At 40.8% G+C, this 19,042-nt stretch carries 14 protein-coding genes and 1 tRNA gene; 9 read left to right on the plus strand and 6 right to left on the minus strand.

Annotation, left to right across the window (positions count from 1 at the left end; genetic code table 11):
• Positions 1–28: 28 nt before the first annotated feature.
• Positions 29–475, minus strand: a complete 447-nt coding sequence (locus ACJJVX_RS07515) for a DNA polymerase III subunit chi (RefSeq protein ID WP_054203167.1) — start codon at positions 473–475, stop codon at positions 29–31.
• A 168-nt stretch (positions 476–643) separates the two neighbouring features.
• Positions 644–2,155 (minus strand): leucyl aminopeptidase, encoded by a 1,512-nt coding sequence (pepA, locus tag ACJJVX_RS07520; RefSeq protein ID WP_054203168.1) that lies wholly within the window; start codon positions 2,153–2,155, stop codon positions 644–646.
• A 272-nt stretch (positions 2,156–2,427) separates the two neighbouring features.
• Between pepA and lptF the strand changes: the two genes are divergently transcribed.
• Together lptF and lptG are read left to right on the plus strand one after the other, a co-directional pair.
• Complete coding sequence (gene lptF, locus ACJJVX_RS07525; protein ID WP_054203169.1) at positions 2,428–3,540, plus strand: LPS export ABC transporter permease LptF; 1,113 nt, start codon at positions 2,428–2,430, stop codon at positions 3,538–3,540.
• Entirely contained in the window at positions 3,537–4,604 is a 1,068-nt protein-coding gene (gene lptG, locus ACJJVX_RS07530) for an LPS export ABC transporter permease LptG (RefSeq protein WP_054203170.1), read from the plus strand. Before lptF ends, lptG begins: the two co-directional genes overlap by 4 nt.
• A gap of 40 nt (positions 4,605–4,644) precedes the next feature.
• Here the strand turns inward: lptG and ACJJVX_RS07535 are convergent, their stop codons facing one another.
• The gene (locus tag ACJJVX_RS07535) at positions 4,645–5,139 is read right to left on the minus strand and encodes an RDD family protein (RefSeq protein ID WP_405630852.1); all 495 of its coding nucleotides are present in this window, start codon (positions 5,137–5,139) and stop codon (positions 4,645–4,647) included.
• Between the two features lie 272 nt (positions 5,140–5,411).
• On the opposite strand from ACJJVX_RS07535, the gene ACJJVX_RS07540 reads away from it, so the two are divergent.
• Positions 5,412–5,496, plus strand: a tRNA-Leu gene (locus ACJJVX_RS07540).
• A 577-nt stretch (positions 5,497–6,073) separates the two neighbouring features.
• Here the strand turns inward: ACJJVX_RS07540 and ACJJVX_RS07545 are convergent.
• From ACJJVX_RS07545 to ACJJVX_RS07555, 3 genes are all read right to left on the minus strand, one after another.
• On the minus strand, positions 6,074–6,457 hold the full coding sequence (locus ACJJVX_RS07545; RefSeq protein ID WP_054203172.1) for a DUF1842 domain-containing protein: 384 nt from the start codon (positions 6,455–6,457) through the stop codon (positions 6,074–6,076).
• Between the two features lie 225 nt (positions 6,458–6,682).
• Positions 6,683–7,990, minus strand: coding sequence for a sensor histidine kinase (locus tag ACJJVX_RS07550; protein WP_405630854.1), 1,308 nt, complete (start codon positions 7,988–7,990; stop codon positions 6,683–6,685).
• Entirely contained in the window at positions 7,987–9,336 is a 1,350-nt protein-coding gene (locus tag ACJJVX_RS07555) for a sigma-54 dependent transcriptional regulator (RefSeq protein ID WP_170173773.1), read from the minus strand. The genes ACJJVX_RS07550 and ACJJVX_RS07555 overlap by 4 nt, the downstream gene beginning before the upstream one ends.
• 549 nt (positions 9,337–9,885) lie before the next feature.
• Here ACJJVX_RS07555 and ACJJVX_RS07560 point away from each other — a divergent pair.
• The 6 genes from ACJJVX_RS07560 to ACJJVX_RS07585 all read left to right on the plus strand — a co-directional run bounded on the left by ACJJVX_RS07560 (position 9,886) and on the right by ACJJVX_RS07585 (position 18,745).
• A complete protein-coding gene (locus ACJJVX_RS07560) occupies positions 9,886–11,136 on the plus strand; it encodes an HlyD family secretion protein (RefSeq protein WP_405630857.1) in 1,251 nt (416 codons plus the stop codon).
• Positions 11,137–11,153: 17 nt separating this feature from the next.
• Positions 11,154–11,891, plus strand: a complete 738-nt coding sequence (locus ACJJVX_RS07565; protein ID WP_054203175.1) for an ABC transporter ATP-binding protein — start codon at positions 11,154–11,156, stop codon at positions 11,889–11,891.
• 26 nt (positions 11,892–11,917) lie between these two features.
• Positions 11,918–14,383 (plus strand): ABC transporter permease, encoded by a 2,466-nt coding sequence (locus ACJJVX_RS07570; RefSeq protein WP_405630860.1) that lies wholly within the window; start codon positions 11,918–11,920, stop codon positions 14,381–14,383.
• Positions 14,383–16,818, plus strand: a complete 2,436-nt coding sequence (locus tag ACJJVX_RS07575; protein ID WP_405630862.1) for an ABC transporter permease — start codon at positions 14,383–14,385, stop codon at positions 16,816–16,818. The genes ACJJVX_RS07570 and ACJJVX_RS07575 overlap by 1 nt, the downstream gene beginning before the upstream one ends.
• A gap of 639 nt (positions 16,819–17,457) precedes the next feature.
• Positions 17,458–18,261, plus strand: a complete 804-nt coding sequence (locus ACJJVX_RS07580; protein ID WP_405630865.1) for a hypothetical protein — start codon at positions 17,458–17,460, stop codon at positions 18,259–18,261.
• A gap of 136 nt (positions 18,262–18,397) precedes the next feature.
• Entirely contained in the window at positions 18,398–18,745 is a 348-nt protein-coding gene (locus ACJJVX_RS07585; RefSeq protein ID WP_405630867.1) for a hypothetical protein, read from the plus strand.
• Positions 18,746–19,042: the final 297 nt, after the last annotated feature.

The following is a 19,042-nucleotide window of genomic DNA, read 5'->3' on the forward strand; positions in this document are numbered from 1 at the left end:
GTTGGTTTGCTATTTTACCTTGGGCATCTTAGCGATTTATATCTTGCGTGGTGATGTTTGCACCGAGTTGGCGTAGCTTTTTAAAGCGCTCACGGGCGGCTTGTTTAGCTACAGATTCTACGGGTACAAAATCAAAAACTTGGTTAAACCGCCGAATAAAATCCGGAAGGTGTGCAGCCAAGTTTATTAAAACTTTACGATTTCCAACCGGTGGGGTTGTGCCTATTTCAACTGGCGCACCACCTTTTGGGCCTTCACCTTGAAGGTTATGTGGCACAAAACTGTCGGGGTCAAATGACCAAATCGTTTCATCAATGGCGTGGGCAGTATCGGCGTTATCTACAAAAATAAAAACACGCTGGCCAAGACGATACTGTTCAGCTGCAATATCAGCAGCTAAGCTAAAGTGATCATCAGCCTTCGCTTGCGATTCATCTTGTTGCTTTAGAACGAAAAACTGGGCGTTCATGTTCATAGTATCGGGACTTCCCATTGCATTGCATGTTATACGAGTTAGTACACATAAATCAGAGCAGGGATTTTGCCATAGAACGGGGTTTGCTTCAATTAATACACTGCGTTAGGTCTTAATAAAAAAGGCGCTAAAAAGCGCCTTTTTTAATGTTGGTATTAAACTAACTCATTAATCTTGTGCGGCTTCGCTTACACCAGCACGATTTAATAAGTATTGCGTTAGCATAGGGACCGGACGGCCTGTCGCCCCTTTATTTTTACCGCTGCGCCATGCTGTACCGGCTACATCTAAATGCGCCCAGTTATACTTTTTAGTAAATTTAGATAAGAAACACGCCGCAGTAATTGTGCCGGCTGCGCGTCCGCCCAAATTGGTAAAGTCAGCAAATGGGCTTTCAAGTTGATCTTGATAGTCATCCCACAGCGGTAGTTGCCAAGCACGGTCGCCACTTTGCTCAGATGCTTTAAGTAAGTCATGAGCAAGCGGGTTATGGTTTGATAGCAAACCCGTTGCATGTGCCCCAAGTGCAACAATACAGGCACCGGTTAAGGTCGCAACATCAATTACCGTTTCAGGTTCAAAGCGTTCAACATACGTCAGTGCGTCACATAACACTAAACGCCCTTCAGCATCGGTATTAAGTACTTCAACCGTTTGCCCTGACATAGTTGTTAAAATATCACCCGGGCGATAAGCATTTGAACTTGGCATATTTTCACAGCCAGCTAAAACACCAATAACGTTAATCGGTAACTGCATTTGTGCTAATGCGCGCATTGCACCAATAACACCAGCAGCGCCACCCATGTCGTATTTCATTTCATCCATGCCTTCGCCTGGTTTAAGCGAAATACCACCAGAGTCAAAGGTTAAGCCTTTACCTACCAGTACAATAGGGGCTTGTTCTTTTGCGCCGCCTTGGTAATTAATAATCGACATGACCGATTCGTTATCGCTACCACGGCCAACGGCTAAGTAAGAGTTCATACCTAGCTCAGCCATTTTTTCTTCACCGATAATATCAACAGTGATATTGTCAAAGTTAGTCGCAAGCTCTTGTGCTTGTTCACCTAAATAAGCTGGGTTACAGATATTTGGTGGCATGTTTGCTACATCTTTACAAAGCTTACTACCTGCTGCAATCGCTAAACCATGTTCAATTGCGCTTTCGCCAATTGTGAGCTCACGACGGGTTGGTACATTAAATACAATTTTACGCAGTGGGCGACGAGGGTCGCTTTTTTTACTTTTTAATTGATTAAACGTATACAGGCAATCTTGCGTTGTTTCTACGGCTTGGCGTACTTTCCAATAAGTATCACGACTTTTAACGTGTTGCTCTGTTAAAAAGCAAACTGCTTCCATCGACCCTGTTTCGTTAAGGGTATTAATGGTTTTAGAAATAATTTGTTTATATTGTTTATCATCAAGTTCACGCTCTTTACCACAGCCTACTAGTAGTATGCGCTCACTTAATACGTTAGGTACATGATGTAATAACAATACTTGTCCCGGTTTACCTTCAAGGTCACCACGACGTAATAAATTAGAGATATAACCATCGCTGATTTTATCGAGTTGCTCACCAATGGGGGATAAGCGACGTGGCTCATAAACGCCAACTACAATACATGCGCTACGTTGCTTCTCAGGACTACCACTTTTTACGCTAAATTCCATTGTCACTCCTAATTTTGAGTCATAGCTCCCTTTAATAAGGGCAATAAAATAAAAATCTAGTTATTGGTTTAATACTAGCTTATAAAGCCTGACTCATTATGTGTATTTGAACTTTATACTTTTGTCGCTATCAATACCACTAAAGCAACAATATATCGAGCTGCTAGGTATGATATTTAATGTTGATGACATATAATAACGAAGTAAAACGCTAAGTTTACTCACATTTTCTTACTATTGAAGTGAAACACGATGTTTAACAGGGGCGAGCATTGCTAATTTTCCGTTATTTGACCACTGAAGTTTTAAAGTCACAGGTCGCCGTATTCCTAACCTTAATGACTATCTTTTTATCGCAAAAGTTTGTAGGTATTTTAAGTGACGCCTCTGAAGGTGGAATTCCTGCCAAGTTAGTGTTGTCGATGATTGCATTAAAACTACCGCAACTTGCATCTTTAATCTTACCTTTGAGTATCTTTTTAGGGATCATTCTCGCGTATAGCCGTATTTATGCCGACAGCGAAATGACTGTACTTAAAGCGTGCGGTGTAAGCGAATGGTATGTGGTGCGCGTTACGCTAATTTCAAGCTTTGTCTTAGCGTTATTAGCGGGGGTACTCACATTGTATGTCGCGCCATGGGCGAGTGAGCAAGAATATCAACTAAAAGAGCAAGCTAAAGCAGATGCGGGTTTATCGGCACTGCGGGCTGGGCGTTTTCAGCAAACGGGTAATGAAAAAGCGGTTGTATTCATTCACAACATTGATAACGGTGGCAAAGAATTAAATAAAGTATTTGTAGCGCAACTACCAGACAGTAAAAAAGATAATTTAGCGCGTTTAGTGTATGCAGAGCGCGGTGTGGTGGTTGAACAAGAAAATGGGGAGCAACAATTGGTGCTCAGTGATGGTAAACGTTACGAAACCGATGGAAAAACGCCGGCTCTCAACCTAACTGAATTCGATGGCTATAGCGTACAAATACGCGGGCAAGAGATCGAACACCAACGCCGCAAACTAGAAGCCATACCAACTATTGATTTGATGGCTATGAATACCACAGAAGCAATAGCACAATGGCAATGGCGCATGGCTATCCCGCTTTCTATTCCGTTATTAACCTTACTTGCAGTTCCTTTAAGTGTAGTAAACCCTCGCCAAGGAAAGTTTGCTAAGTTAGTGCCAGCAATCAGTTTGTATTTAGGGTATTTTATTTTACTTAATGCGGCTAAATTTGCAGTAGAGGATGGCAAAATACCGCCATCAATTGGCCTGTGGTGGATCCACTTTACCGCATTATTTATCGGTGGCTTTTTGATTATAAAAGGGCGGCCTTTAGGTGCTTGGCTCAAAGCAATTGTTACTAAGCGGGAGTTAGGCGCATGATGAAAATGCTTGATTGGTACTTAGGCCGTAGCATTTTGCAAACCACGGGCTTTGCTTTAATGGTACTGGTTGGTATTAGCACGCTCATCAAATTCATTGAGCAGCTTAAGTCTGTAGGGCGCGGTAGTTACGATATTTCCAATGCGTTGTTATATACCTTATACAGCATGCCTGGTGACTTAGTGGTATTTTTCCCTATGGCCGCATTAATAGGTGGTTTAACTGGCTTAGGTGCACTGGCATCGAATAGTGAGCTGGTGGTTATGCAAGCAGCTGGTATGTCACGCTTGCAGATTATTGTCTCGGTGATGAAAACGGCAATATTTATGGCACTGTGCATGATGGCATTGGGTGAGTGGGGCGCACCGGCTGCACAACTTAAAGCTAAAGAAATGCGTAACCAAGCGATTTATGGTGGAGATGTATTTAATGCGCAGCAAGGCGTCTGGGCCAAAGATGGCAATAATTTTATTAATATAGAAGATGTTGATCAAAATGGCGTATTACATGGCGTGAACATGTATCACTTTGATAAATCATTGCAATTAACCCAAATAACAAAAGCTAATCAGGCCGTAGGGCGCAAAGATGGTTGGCTACTGCGTGATGTAAATAAAGTGCAGCTTGGCGAGCAGCAAATAACGACACTACAGCTAAAAGAAGAGTTTTACGAATCACAATTAACCGCTGAAAAACTCGGTGTAGTATCAGTAAAACCTGAGTCGTTATCGTTTACTGGTTTGTGGTCTTATTTGAGTTATTTAGAGCAAAATGAGCAAGACACCAGCACATATGAATTAGCGTTATGGCGTAAAATCATGCAGCCGGTTTCTATTGCGGTGATGTTATTAGTTGCACTGTCATTTATATTTGGCCCGCTTAGAACAGTAACAATGGGCGCACGAATTGTTATGGGCGTTGTCACGGGTATTGTATTTCACTTAACAAATGAAATATTTGGCCCCGTGGTAATGGTGTATCAAATTCCTGCGGTGGTTGGCGCCACCTTACCAAGCGTTATTTTTATTGGCTTTGCGACGTATTTACTTAACAAGCGAAACTGATAGCTAGGAGCTAGAACCCTAGCTCCTGAGTAACTTAGTTTTAATCTAAAGATTGATAAATACGCTTATTCTCTTCTTTAGTTAGCGATACCATGTCTGTTTTTGATATGTAATCTTGCAGAGCACGTTTATTTTTAAAATCAATTAATACCACTAACGTGCCAAGCCCAAGTAATGCACTTAAACTACGAATAACGGCTTGTGGCCAACTTATTAACGCGCCATCACGTGTTTGAACTTTTAAACGCCATGCACGCATCCCAATTGTTTGACCACTTTTAGTCCAAAAATAAGCAAAGAACACCACGTTAACGCCAATAAATAACGCACTTCTAATACCATACAAAAGCGGTGACTCTTGTATAAACGCAGCAGGATCGTCAGTTTTTGCAATAACACCCAATGCAATTAAAGCCTGAATAGCCGCAAAATAGAGTATCGCTGTAAGCATTGATAATGAAATGACGACTAAAGAGTCGTAAATCAATGAAGCAAAGCGGCGCCAAAACCCCGCACGAGGAAACTCACCAGACATAAATACACTCACAAAGTTAATATGCGCGCTAGTTTAGCAAATAGGCTGATAAATACTAGGCTCACACAAACACTCAACACAGTTACAAGCCTTATTGAATGTTAATGGTTGCTTAATTGTTAAGCGGTTGATCGTTGTTTTGTAAAAAACGCTTGCCGCAGTGTTTATTGTTTGTATAATGCTTGGCATAGAGACGAAGACGGCTCGATAAGTCCTAGCTCTAAAGTGGTTTTTCTTTATCTTCTCATGTTAGAAGGTTAAAGAAAAATGATGCCAGCGTGATGAAATTGGTATACATGGGGGATTCAAAATCCCCTGCCGAAAGGCGTGCCGGTTCAAGTCCGGCCGCTGGTACCACTTTTAATAGCCCTGACCAAATTGGTCGGGGTTTTTTTATGTCTGAAATAAAGTCGATTGGTATAAGGTTTAGAGTATTTGGTTTTGGTGGGGACTTATACCAATCTGCATAAATATTTGAACAATTTAACGAATTAAATCACGCTATAATGTCGTTAAAAATTTTTTATTTAGAACAACTAGATATAAAAGTTTTTGCCTAGGGCGTGTTGACCTTTGTGGATTGAAATTTGTTCAATCTAGGGGCGATTTAATCGCGGCGCGAGGTTTGTAACCTAGCGGGCTAAGTAAAAACCGAGCAACAAAGAGTCAATCGCCCCTAGGAAGAACCCTTTGGGCAGCGCATGTTTGGCATTTATACTGCGTTATCGCCTATTTATGGGGAACAACCACACGACATAGGCTCTGCCTTGCCTAAATACCAAACATACTGCTGCAAAATCAATCACGAAAGGTCAACACGCCCTAGTTATAGCGCAATTTTTTTATCATTAAATAGACCCCATATCTATCCCGATTGGTATTTGGCATTCAACAAAATTGAATGCCATTTAATATAAAAACTAACTTCAATCGATTAGTCTATTAGGCTTACTTCACATTGATAGGTGTTATCACCAACAGAGAAACTACCTTTACCATTGTATTCATTGTCAACGCCAAAGCTTGCGGTAAATGGAGACTGGTAACTACCAATTGCCGGTGGTGGGAAAGATACAACGGCTTGGCCTGTTACAGCACCCACTTTAGTGACACCATTAAAGCCAGTTGCATGCATATGTCCTGATGCACTGGATGTGAAATGAGGTGAATGCTGCGTCCCTTCTTGAATGCTCCCATTCGCTCGACCATTTAATGAGCCTGTTACTGGATCTACGGCAAGTTGGATCTCCATAGAACCCCCACCAACTACAGAAGATTTAAATTGTAGTTTAACTAGGTATAAGCTTTCATTAGACATTTTCTTCTTCCTTTTATATGTGCTGCACATTATTGTGCGGTCATTCATTTATCGAGGAAAAGTGTAGGAGGGGCTCAAAAAAAAGTATATTACAGCACATTACACTAAGTTAAATGTGAGTGAGGCTGGGCATTTTCGCTGTTATATTTAAAAAACGAAACGTTTGTGCAAAAAAGTATTCACAGATTGCGCTAAATATCTTTTATTATTTATTTTCGATATTAACTAATTAGGCAGCAAGACGGTTGCGATCACGCCTTGGGTTTTGTTCTTGTTTATTAAACTCAAGCTACCGTGATGTTGCTCTATTACGTTACGGCAAAAGCTGAGGCCGATGCCTTGGCCCTGTTGTTTAGTAGTGTAAAATGGCACGAATATGTTGTCGGGGTTGGCGAGCCCATGGCCGTTATCATCAATGGTGATGCAGTTTACTTTGCCTTGATTATGCACGCTCAGTGCTATTTTTATGGGCGGGATGCTTGCTTCGATGGCATTTTTTACTAGGTTGATCATCACTTGGTGAATAAACGTGCGGTCGGCCTTAAAGGTTGTGGCGTTAGTCACGCAGCTAAATTTAACATCAGGATAAATAGCACATACTTGTTTTAAAAATGCAGCCGTGTCTATTTCAACTATATTGAGCGTCAGTGGTTTATTTATATCGCCATAGCGGGTGACAAACTCATTAAGATAATTACAGCGCTCACTTATTACATTAAGCGCTTGTACCTGGCGTGGCTCGGTGAGCTTCACGGCGAGATTTTCAGCCATAGCAGTAACAGGGGTGAGTGAGTTGCGAATTTCGTGACCAAGTACGCGAATAATTTGCTGCCATGCTTGCAGTTGGTTTTCGCGAAGGGCTGAGGTGATGTCAATCATAACAATAAGCTGATGACAGCTGCCTTGCTCTATAAATTCACTGTGACGTATTTGCCATTGCTGGGCTGTAATAACATCGCTAAATTGCCAATGTGCGCCTTGTTTTGTAAGCCCTAATTGTTCTGCGCTGGTGTAGCGTAAGGTTTGCCATTGTGTCTGTTTAAATTCACTAAACGCATTATTGGCATAGCTGAGTTTATTGTGTTGATCGAGCACCATGATCGGCACATTAAAATGCTCAATTAATTGATACACCAAAAACACATGCTGATCGTAGCGCGACTTCTTTTTAAATAACTCTTCACTTAACTCGATCAAGCTTTGTTGTAATTGGTGAATACTCCCTGCCTGATAGCTGGGCTTAACGAGTTGGTTGTAATCTTCGTTTAAAATGGCATCTAAGTGGGCGTGATTGCGGTTAAAGCTGTTGATCACTTTTTTGTAGGTACGAGTAAACAGTTTAAGGTAAATAGCTAAAAATAGACTTGAAATAACGGTAGAAGTAACAACTGATAAAGCAAAATATTGGCCAATAAAATAGCAACCCAACGCCGCTAAAGTGCCACTTAACAGTGCAAAGCCAATTAAGCTGCGTTCAAGCGATGAGTGATAAAGGCTATTTATTTTTATACCGTTTGTTATCCAGTTTTTCATACAGTGATACCGTATTTCTCAAGGCGACGATACATAGATGATTTGCCTAAACCTAATAATTTTGCGGCGTTAGGAATATGCCCCTGAGTTTGTTTTAGCGCTAAATTAATTAGTTGGCGCTCAGCGTGCTCTAGTGTCATTAATGGTAATGTGTTACTGCTTTGATTGCTTTGTAAATTTAAGTCATTGGCGGTCAATGTATCGGTTGCTGCTAGTAATATTGCCCGTTCAATTACATGGCTTAACTCGCGTACATTACCTGGCCAAGGATAGTGGTTTAATGCCTGTTTAGCGCATTCGCTTAGGGTAAGCATAGCGCTTGAGTATTTTTTAGCATGTAAATTTATAAAGTGCTCGCACAAAGGCACTATATCTTCCATTCGTTCACGCAGTGGCGGTATAACAAACTCCAACGTGTTTACCCGGTAGTATAAATCTTCTCTAAACTGACCTTGTTTTATCAGTGTGGCAATATCGCCATTGGTGGCGCTTATTAAACGTACATTGGTTTTTTTAGTTTGACTCGCGCCAACCATCTCAAACTCTTGGCTTTCGAGTACCCGCAGTAATTTCGCTTGCTGTGGTAGCGGTATATTGGCTATTTCGTCTAAAAATAAACTGCCGTTATCGGCCAGTTCAAAGCGGCCAATGCGTTCATTTTTAGCATCAGTAAACGCACCTTTTTTATGACCAAACATTTCGCTTTCAAATAACGATTCAACTATAGCCCCCATATTCACCGCAATAAACGGTTGTGTATGGCGCGTAGATTGCTGATGAAGCCATTGTGCTAATTGGCTTTTACCCGTGCCATTTTCACCGGTTAGTAAAATGTTGGCATCGGTTTTAGATACTTTAGCTAACTGACTTATCAGCTGTTGCATCGCGTGTGACTGATACACAAATGTAGGCGAGGTATGATCGTTAAGCTGTTGCTGCAATTTTTGGTTTTGTTTATTTAACTTTTTAAGCGTGAGTTGCTGATCGAGCAATTTTAATAAACGCTGGTTTTGCCATGGTTTTTCAATAAAGTCACATGCACCTAGTTGCATAGCGCGCACCGCCAGATCGACGCTCGACCACGCAGTCATTGCAATGACGGGAATGTCTAATTGCTGTTTATGTAAGTGCTGTAAAAACGCCATGCCTTCGTCACCTGAGGTGGTGTCGCGGGTAAAATTCATATCAAGCAAAATAAGGTCAATCGCTTGGCTGTCTTCAATTAGTGTGTGTGCTGTAAAAGGCGAATCGCATTCGAGCACCTGATAGCCGTTATCTTCTAATATAAAGCGCGCGCTTAGGCGGATTTCAGGGCTATCTTCGATGATCAAAATAGTGGCAGACATAAACTTCCAAATAGGTGAAATAGGTGAATAAGCGCAGGATGATTGTAGCGTATAGCGATTTCTATGCCAGTGATTTTATTTTTGTATTTCAGCTTGTTAGTTATTTAAAGATGATCAGTCCCTTTTAAGAAGTAACAACGATGAGAGTAAGCGCCTGTGAAACGCCCTGCGGGTTGGTTTAAAAGCGATTTATACTGCGTTACTTTTATAAGGGAATGATTTTAACAAGGGAACAACCATTATTTGCAATCAATGCCTTGCCTGAATCGCTTTTAACTCCAACTGAAACTGTATCTTGAGGTGGCTTGGGTATATAAGGTGTTTTAGTCCGGTTATGGACTATTTGAGTCCGGTTTTGGGGTTGCTGTTTTGAGCATATTGAAAGCGCTAGATCATAGCCAGTTTCAAACTGGTACTGGGTAGTCCGGTATCGCAGCTCTATAAGGGTTTTTAAATAATGTAAATTTATAATGCTATGTATTTATTAGATTTTAATGTTGGCATGTGTTTCGCAATAGCTTAAACATACAAAGCATAACGCGGTGAAATATGGACATAGCAAAAACAAAAGTAGTAAAGCAGTTATCGCTTTGGCATAAGTTAATTTTACTACTGGCTATTATTTTAATTGCAGGAGTGATTTATCAGCGCAGTAGCCAAGTAGGGGTGTCTGTGGCGCGCAGTAATATAATTGTCGCTAATGTACGTCAAGGCGCGCTTGCGGTTACAGTTACAGGTTATGGCGAGCTTAAATCAGCGCAGCAGCAATTGCTAACGGCAAAAACACCCGCCACAGTACAGGCTATTTTATTAAAGCCCGGTGCAATTGTGACCAGTGACTCGGTAATAGTGCAATTAGCCAATCCAACACTTGAGCAGCAACTTGAAAGCGCCCAACAAGAGCTTAATAAACTCAACGCTAATTTACGCCAGTTAAGGTTAAATAATACCCGCGAACTTTTAAATGAACGCTCTCATGTAGCACAAAGCCATGCCGCTTACGAAAATGCTAAATTACAATTAAAAGCTGAAACAAGTTTAGTTGAGCAGGGTATTGTTTCAACGCTTAATTATCAACGTAGCGTGCTAGACGAGCAACAACTGAGTCAGCAATTAGCGATCGCCAAGCAGCGTGCTGAGCAACTAAAAGCCGTGCATATAGAGTCTGAAAAAATTCAGCTTGAGCAAATAAAGCAGCAACAAGGTTTAGTGGGTATGGCACAAACACAATTGGCTAACTTATCTGTGGTGGCTGGGATGAATGGCGTATTACAGCGCTTACCAGTAGAGCTTGGGCAAAGTGTAAACGCAGGGCAAGAAATTGCGCTTATCGGCTCGGTTGATTCACTCATTGCGATTATTCAAGTACCACAAAATCAAGTGGATGATATTCGATTAGGGCAGCTAGCAGAAGTAGATACACGCCGCGGTATAGTAACGGCAAAGGTAGCACGTATAAGCCCTGTGGTGATCAACAATACAGTAGAGGTAGAATTATCTCTGCCTAAAGAACTTCCTGAAAATGTCAGGCCGCAATTAACAGTTGATGCCAATATTAATGTCGCGCAGCTAAAAAACGTGACTTATATTGAGCGCCCAGCAAATGTAAAACCGCACACTGAAACAGCGCTGTATCAGGTAAACACACAGCAGCAAAGCGCACGCTTGGTTAATATAAAATTTGGCCGCGAAGCTGGGCGCTTTATCGAGATACTTAATGGCGCAAAGTTAGAACAACAACTAATTATTTCAGATTTAACCAACCTTACTCGCAGCAATAGCGAAATCTTAATTAACTAATGAACAGGATGAAAATAATGACAGAGCAAAAAATAACGCACCCCCAAGCCGATGTCGTATTAGCAATGAAGGGCATTAGTAAGGTATTTGAAACCCAAGAGCTACAAACCTACGCACTGCGCAGTATTGATTTGTGTATTTATCGTGGTGAATATTTGTCGATATCGGGACCATCTGGCTGTGGTAAATCAACATTACTTTCACTATTGGGCCTACTTGATATGCCAACCAGCGGCGAGTATTTAATTGAAGGGAAAAACGTGTCGGCGCTTTCGCTTAATCAAGCGGCTGAAATTCGTAATGCAAAAATAGGGTTTATTTTTCAATCATTTAATTTAATTGACGAGCTAAGCGTGTTTGACAATGTGGCGTTACCACTGCGTTATCATCACTCTAAACCAAACAAGCAAGTAATTGCTGAAAAAGTAAAAGCGTGCCTTGAAAAAGTAGGGCTGGGGCATCGTATGAGCCATAAACCGAACCAGTTATCGGGCGGTCAGCAACAACGCGTGGCGATTGCGCGGGCGTTGGTGGCTCAACCCGCAATCCTGTTAGTGGATGAGCCAACGGGTAATTTAGATTCAAAATCGGGCGACCAAGTAATGCAAGTTCTCAGTGAGCTAAACGCTGCAGGTACCACTATTTGTATGGTCACACATGACCCGCGTTACGGCGATATGGCCACTAGGCAATTAAAGTTATTAGATGGCGAAATGCTCGGTGCAGTAAATACCAATGAGGCGTTAAGCGCATAATAAACAGCTAATTTAGTGAGAACATTATGCAATACTTTTTGCAAACAGCGTGGCAAAACCTAAAACAAAAACCACTGTTAAATACCAGTTTTGTATTAACGGTAGGTTTAACACTTGCGGTACTTATTTGTGTTATTACTTTGGCGTATAACGTTATTTTAAAGCCATTGCCGTACCCAGATCAGTCGTCACTTTATAAAATAGAACAACAACAAATAAAGCAAAATGGCGCAATTGATAATAGTGCATTCACTTACCCAGGTGTACTTGATGTTTATAATAATCAAAGTGAGTTTGGTGTGGCAGCCCTTAATTATTATGACGAGGCTATTATTAGCTCGTTGCCAAACCAGCCTAAAGTTTTTGTGAGTTATGTTACCCCGCAGTGGTTTGACTTACTCGATTGGAAAATGCACCTAGGGAGCCCTTTAAGCGTAATAAATGACACGACCGCTTTAGATCAACAACGGCCTCAAGCGGTGATTAGTTATCAGTTTTGGCAGCAACATTTTGCTGCAAATACCGACGTGATAGGCAAAACCTTAAGCGTTGGAGGGAGCCATTTTAGTGTCAGCGGTGTACTTGACGAGTTTGCTCATGAACCGCAAATGCACAGACCTTCACAAACACGAGAGGTATGGCTGCCGTTTAGTTATAACCCACGTAAAGATCAAACGCAGAGCTGGGCTGGTATCAGCCCAATGATAGCTATGTTAGCTAAATTAAACACTAATATTGACCCTGCACAACTTGCTTTAAAGCTTGCACAGCGCGCTAATCAACTATGGCTGCCACAAGTGACCGAGCGTGCCTTTTTAAAAGGTTGGCAGCTTAATATGCAAGTAACGCCATTACACACAGTTATTTTAGGCGACAGTAAAACTATTTTACAGGTGCTTATTGCAGCATCTGTGGGTTTACTACTGATTGCCTTAACAAACGTAGCTAATTTATTGTTAGCTAAATATCAGCTGCAAAGTCACACTATTGCTATTCATCATGTTGTTGGGGCAAAAACACAGCACATTTATATGCGTAACTTAGTGGATATTGTGACTTTGTTGATCATTGCTAGTTGCTTGGCGTTAGTACTTGCACAATTAGCGTTAATGCTGATAAAAGCACAGTTTGGCGAGTTTTTACCAAGAGTGAATGAGCTTGCGCTCGGCTGGGTTTCTTATTTTACAGTTGTATTATTTGTGGTGTTTACCTGTGTTATTTTAGCAAGGGTGAGTACGCCACATTTAAATTATGGGCAGCTACAATCACAATTGAGTGGCTCAGGAAAAGGGCAAAGTAGTCAAATTAACAACGTCAAACGCCAAGTATTTATTGTTTTACAGATCACTTTTGCCAGCGTGCTGATGTTTGCATCAACACTGGTAATAAACGACGCGCTTAAAAAAGTAAATCAACCACTGGGTTTTGCTGTGGCTGATCGTTATAGCTTATCGGTAGAAGCCGTAGGCGCGCAGCCAATAAGCCGCGAGCAAAGTAAAGAGTTTGTACAAGCAACAGTTAAAGCACTCAATAGCCTAGCGGGTGTAGAGGCCGTATCGCGGGCGCGCTCGCCATTTGCAAATCATTGGGGCTGGCCAATAAACGATGTAAAACGCCAGGAGCGATACACCAGCTTTATAAATCTAGCCGACGAACACAGCTTTTCATTACTTGATTTACCACTGCTTTCTGGGCGTAACTTTAATTACCAAGAGCTAGTAGACGGCGATTCAGGCATTGTTATAAACCAATCGTTTGCTCATTATCTAAGTCCAGAAGGCAACGCCGTAGGCACGCGCATTACACCAACACAGCGTGAGTTTACAGTGATTGGCGTGGTTGCAGACAAACACTTACCTAACATTGATGGCGAGCGATTTGTAATGTATCAAGCCTCAAACCCTGGGGCACTTAATTTTTTAATTAAAACGAAAGCAGGACAAACTAATACCGAACAAACAAACACCGAACAAACAATAACAAGGCAACAGCTATTAAGTGTGCTTAATAACATTGATAGCCGCTTAGCAATTAGTGAATTTATAAGCCTTGAACAGCAACATGCGCAGCAGCTTAGTCATAGCAAACTTGCGCTCTATGGTGCAATTAGCACCGCCGTAAGCGCACTGTTTATTGCCGCAATTGGTTTGTATGGTGTGCTAAGTATTAGCTTACAAATACGGCTTACTGAAATTGCCACACGAATGGCTATAGGTGCTAAGCCTTATCAGGTTGTGCTATTAATGCTGTTTGATCATGCCAAGTACCTGCTGTTTGGCTTTGTGAGTGCCTTTACCATTGTGTTAGCTATTGTGTTTACAAAAATAGGAATTTTTAACTTAACCACAGTCTCGTTAGCAAACCCATTAAGCGCTGCTTTAGGCGGGTTTACTTTACTGGTTATTACCTTACTAACTTTTATGACTATTGTGTTGGTAATGCAAAAATACGTCACTAAGCCGGTTAATCAATTACTAACGGGGGCACAATAATGAGCTACAACCTTAAAAGTGCCGTTGCTAATTTAATAAATCATCGGGTTTATAGCCTAAGTGTCATTACAACATTAAGTGTAGTGTTAGCTGCACTAATTACCGTACTCACACTGGCGTATATTATGCTGTTAAAACCGCTACCGTATCCTGACCAAGCGCGTTTAGTTAAAGCTGAGTACGCTCAAATTGACCAAACAGGCACGCTCAATACCCGCGCTTTTAATTACCCAGCACTAATTGATTTATATAAAAACCATAATTTATTTGAGCAAGTGGCATTGGTGTATTACGGTGAACAACGCTTAGATGATGTAGCGGGCTTACCCATAGTAAACACCTCATTTGTTACCCCGCAGTGGTTTGATATGTTCGCCATTAAGCTGCATTTAGGGCGTGGTTTTACGCAAACTGAAGCCCTTGATAGCTTTAACCCCGTTGCAGTTATAAGTTATCAAACTTGGCAAAATGACTTTGCCGGCAAAGATAATATAATAGGCCAAAAACTGAGCGTAGGTGCTCAGCAGTTTAAAATTATAGGTGTGGCAGCGGCTGATTTTAAATCGCCTGCACTTATCAAAACGGGGCAAACGACCGCTGTGTGGCTCCCGTGGGATTACAATTTAACCTCAGCAGAAGCTAAGCCGTTTTGGTGGAACCGTTATTCGCGCAGTCATTTTGTAGCCAAATTACCAAGTAATATAAGCCTTGAGCAGGCAAGTAAAACGTTATCGCAGTATGTGGATAACGTATGGCAGCAGCATATTGATACAGAAGCATTTTTTGCAGGTTGGCATATCGAGCTTGAGCTAAACACCTTGCAAACAGTGATTTTAAAAGAAACGCCACAAAATATTTATTGGCTTATTTTAGCCGTTGCGGGTTTGGTTATTATTGCCTGCGTAAATATTAGTAACGTGTTTATAGTACGAACAGCAGCGCGCAAACATACATTAGCACTGAGTGCGGCACTGGGTGCAACACGGCTTACTTTGTTTAAGCAATTTTGGCTAGAGGTTGCCTTACTCATTGCTTTGGCAAGTAGCATTGGGCTTGCACTCGCGGCGGCTTTTTTAGCAACCTTAAGCGATTTTGCCATGGCAATATTACCGCGCGCTAATGAGCTTTCTATCAACGCAGTATCATTTCTTATCACATTGTTTAGCGGCTTAATATTAACCACGTTGTTCGCCTTTTTATGTACGCGAATTATAAATTATCAACAATTAATTGGCGGTTTAAAATCAGCAGGTAAAGGTACAGCAGTACAGGTAGGTAAGCGCGTATGGCAAGGCTTGGTCGCCTTTCAAGTAGCGGTAGCGTGTACATTATTATTTATTAATTTTTTAGTCTTTAACGTGAATAAAACCAATATTGACAATGCTTTTACAGTGCCACTTGATCAACTAATCAGTCTAGAGGTTAATTTAGCAAGCCATGTAGCGGCAGATAGAGAACAAGCAAATCAATTATTAAATCAAGTAGCTAACGAGATTGCTTTATTGCCCGAGGTTAGGCAAGTAAGTCGTTCATCATCACCGATTAACGATAATTTAATTACTTGGTCATTGGTTGAGGTGGCAAGCAATCAAAGCGTACTACCCTATGGTAAATCAGTTGATGCACAGTATTTTTCATTACTTAAACAACCCGTGTTACAGGGGCGAGGTTTTACAAACGAGGATACTAAAAGCAATACAAAGGTCATTATTATTAACGATGTGTTTGCAAAGCAGTTATCGCCAGATGGCAATGCGTTAGGCAAGCGGCTAAGTTTTGATATGACCTCAGGGCGCGAGAATGACCTGACAATTATAGGCATAGTCAAAGCAATGCCCATTCCAGGGCAAAGTAAGGCACAACCAAAAGCGTTTTTAGCACGTAAAGGCTATCGTTCATTTATTGTAGCGCTTAAGCAGGGCCAGCAATTAACAAAAAATACGCTTAATACGTTATTGCAAAATAGCAACTCAGGGTTGTCGGTGCATCAGTTAGAGCCGTTAAATGCACAGCGCGACACGGCACTGTTTCGCCATTATGTGGTATCGGCGACAACGTTGATGATTATCGCAGCAACCATTGCCCTAACCAGCATTGGTTTGATAGGCATTATGCGTTACTCGGTATTGTTACGCCGCGCTGAAATAGGCATTCATTTTTGTATTGGCGCAAAGCCACTGGCATTGTTTTTGTTGGTATTTAAGCAAAATGGCAGCGCAATAATAGCGGGCATAATACTGAGTATTACGTTACTGCTGACCTTACAGCAACCATTGCAATTCATTGCTGGTGGCATACCACAAATTATACAGTTTGGTATGTTATTTATGACGTTATTGTTTGTAATTAGCCTCGGTGCACTAGCGTGTTACTTACCTTTAAATGCCCAGCTAAAACGCCCTGCAATTTACGGTGTGCAAGGGCGAGCTGAGTAATGTAGCTGCTCAACAAATAAAAGAGTAACAAATAAAAGAGTAACAAATAAAAGGGTAGTCATAAAAAGGCAGGTAAAGTGAACCTGCCTTTTTTGTTTTTTAAAATACGTAGCACCCTAAAATATTACTATTCAAAGCATCCGCATAGGTTGAGTTGAGTACCACTAAACCCAACGAAATTCACAACAAACTATCAAAGTAACTAAACAAAGGGGCAAGTGATCTGCCCCTCTTTTTTCTTGAAATGAGCGACTTAACTTCATACCTCAAACCATACTCTCCCAGAATGTTTTACCGCTTTTCGAATTAAATAAAGCTTAACAGACATTTTGAATGTGAAGAGTACTGTGCATTTTTTGTATCACTAAAACAAGGGTAAATCGTACCCTTAATAGGGGGGGCGATTTCGATACTAAAATTCTCGGTATGTAATTAGTTTTAATTCTCGCTTTGTATTTTGCGCTGGTCGTAACTTATTGATTTTATTTTAATGTACGCTATTTATTCTCGGTTAACAAAAATGTCAGTTCTTGATTAAGTAAATTCTCGGTATGGTAGTGCTAATTTTTGTTGTCATCGTCATCATAAATTAGTAAGTTAATAATATTATTATAAATTTTAATGCGTATTTACGTGAGTATGGCCACTTTTAGCAAAGTGTTTATCGGTATTCTTGGTAAAACGCTGTTAGGCGCAAATGGAATCGAGGATAGTTCAATTAAAATAAAAATTGTTACAGTTGGTCACATGCCAGCAGAGTTTGATTCTAAGAAATTAACTTCATGGAAATCAAAGTTATTCACTGTTGTAGGAGATGTTGAAAATTTCTCATTAACTGAAGACTCAGACGGTGAAAACTGGGAGTTTACAGACTCGAGCTTAGAGATAGTTTTACCTAAAAAACATGATGGTGACTTTCTTGTGGTAATTTTAAATGTCCCAATTCAGCATAATTATTATGCTAGAAGATTAAGTGATAACCGAGTCGCGATCACATTCCATGAAATGAAGAATATTTTGATGTGGGATAATATTCCACTTGAAAACTTAATTCTAAGGCTTCTTTATTCAGGATCACTTCTATTTACAAGAAGTGGACAACGCATTCCCCTAAATTCCGAATTTACAAATTATACGCATGATGAAACAAGGGGCTGCTTATTTGATATGAATGGTATTAAAACTGATATCATTCATTCTTGTGCTGATCCAATCATTTGCTCTGATTGTTGTGAACGCATGAGAAAAGAGCAAGTATCAAATAGTATGCTGTCATTAGCTCAAGAAGAAATTAAACGAATCAAGAAACCCTTATTTTATCGAATGGCTGCGTTTGTGAAGTCTCATCCATTATGGTCAATTGCAATTTCGGCAGTTTCTGCAATTGTGTTAGGGGCTATCGGTTCATATTTAGCAACAGTAATTTATGAGGCTAGCAAGTGAGTCGCCTAACAAGCGGCTGCAATCTGACCTCCGGCCACTGTCACCTTTTGTGCATAAAACCCGCTCAAAAGGCGTCAGTAGCCTCCGGCAGTTGAGCCGGGCGTTAGCATTTTAATCAATAATAACTATAGGAATAATGATGTATAATTTTGTCGATTTATTGAAAGGAGTAGATAACCCAATTACGAAAGGTTTAATGGCTGCAGGAGGAACTGCAGGATTAATTGCTTTAACAACAGCGTTTGCTCCTATTGGCGTTGTTGGCGCAGCTGGATGGACTCTTGTGTATTGGGTTTTTGGTGGGACTGTTACATATGATACTGCCAAGCGAATGTGGGAAAGCTATAACAATATGACAAAAGAAAACAAGTCTAGTTTTGATGAGGAAATGAATAAATTGAAACGCATGCTTGATGAAGAAGCCATTTCAAAAGAAGAATTCAATTTACAAGCTAAATCGTTATATGAAAAGTATGCGGGCTAAATGCTAATCGGGTAGCCGGAGGTCTCTAACCTCCAGCCCCCACACCACCCATCATGCGCTTTTTATTAACAGGAAGCGCAATGGGCGGTTCATCTCCCGTAATGAATATTGATCCAAATATCTTTCAATGATACTAAACCTTGTGACGCTAAGTAGTCATTGCCTAGCGCAATGTTAATTCCTTTTGTTTTTGAGCTTCTACAAGGGCCTTTGCTGGCAACAAAGATCCAACAAAGATGACACCCATCCTAAAGTTTGTATTTTCTATATTTTGCACTAACTTTTAATTAGTGCAAA

This window comes from Pseudoalteromonas sp. Ld20 (genome assembly GCF_045064175.1).
Classification (GTDB): Bacteria; Pseudomonadota; Gammaproteobacteria; order Enterobacterales; family Alteromonadaceae; genus Pseudoalteromonas; species Pseudoalteromonas neustonica.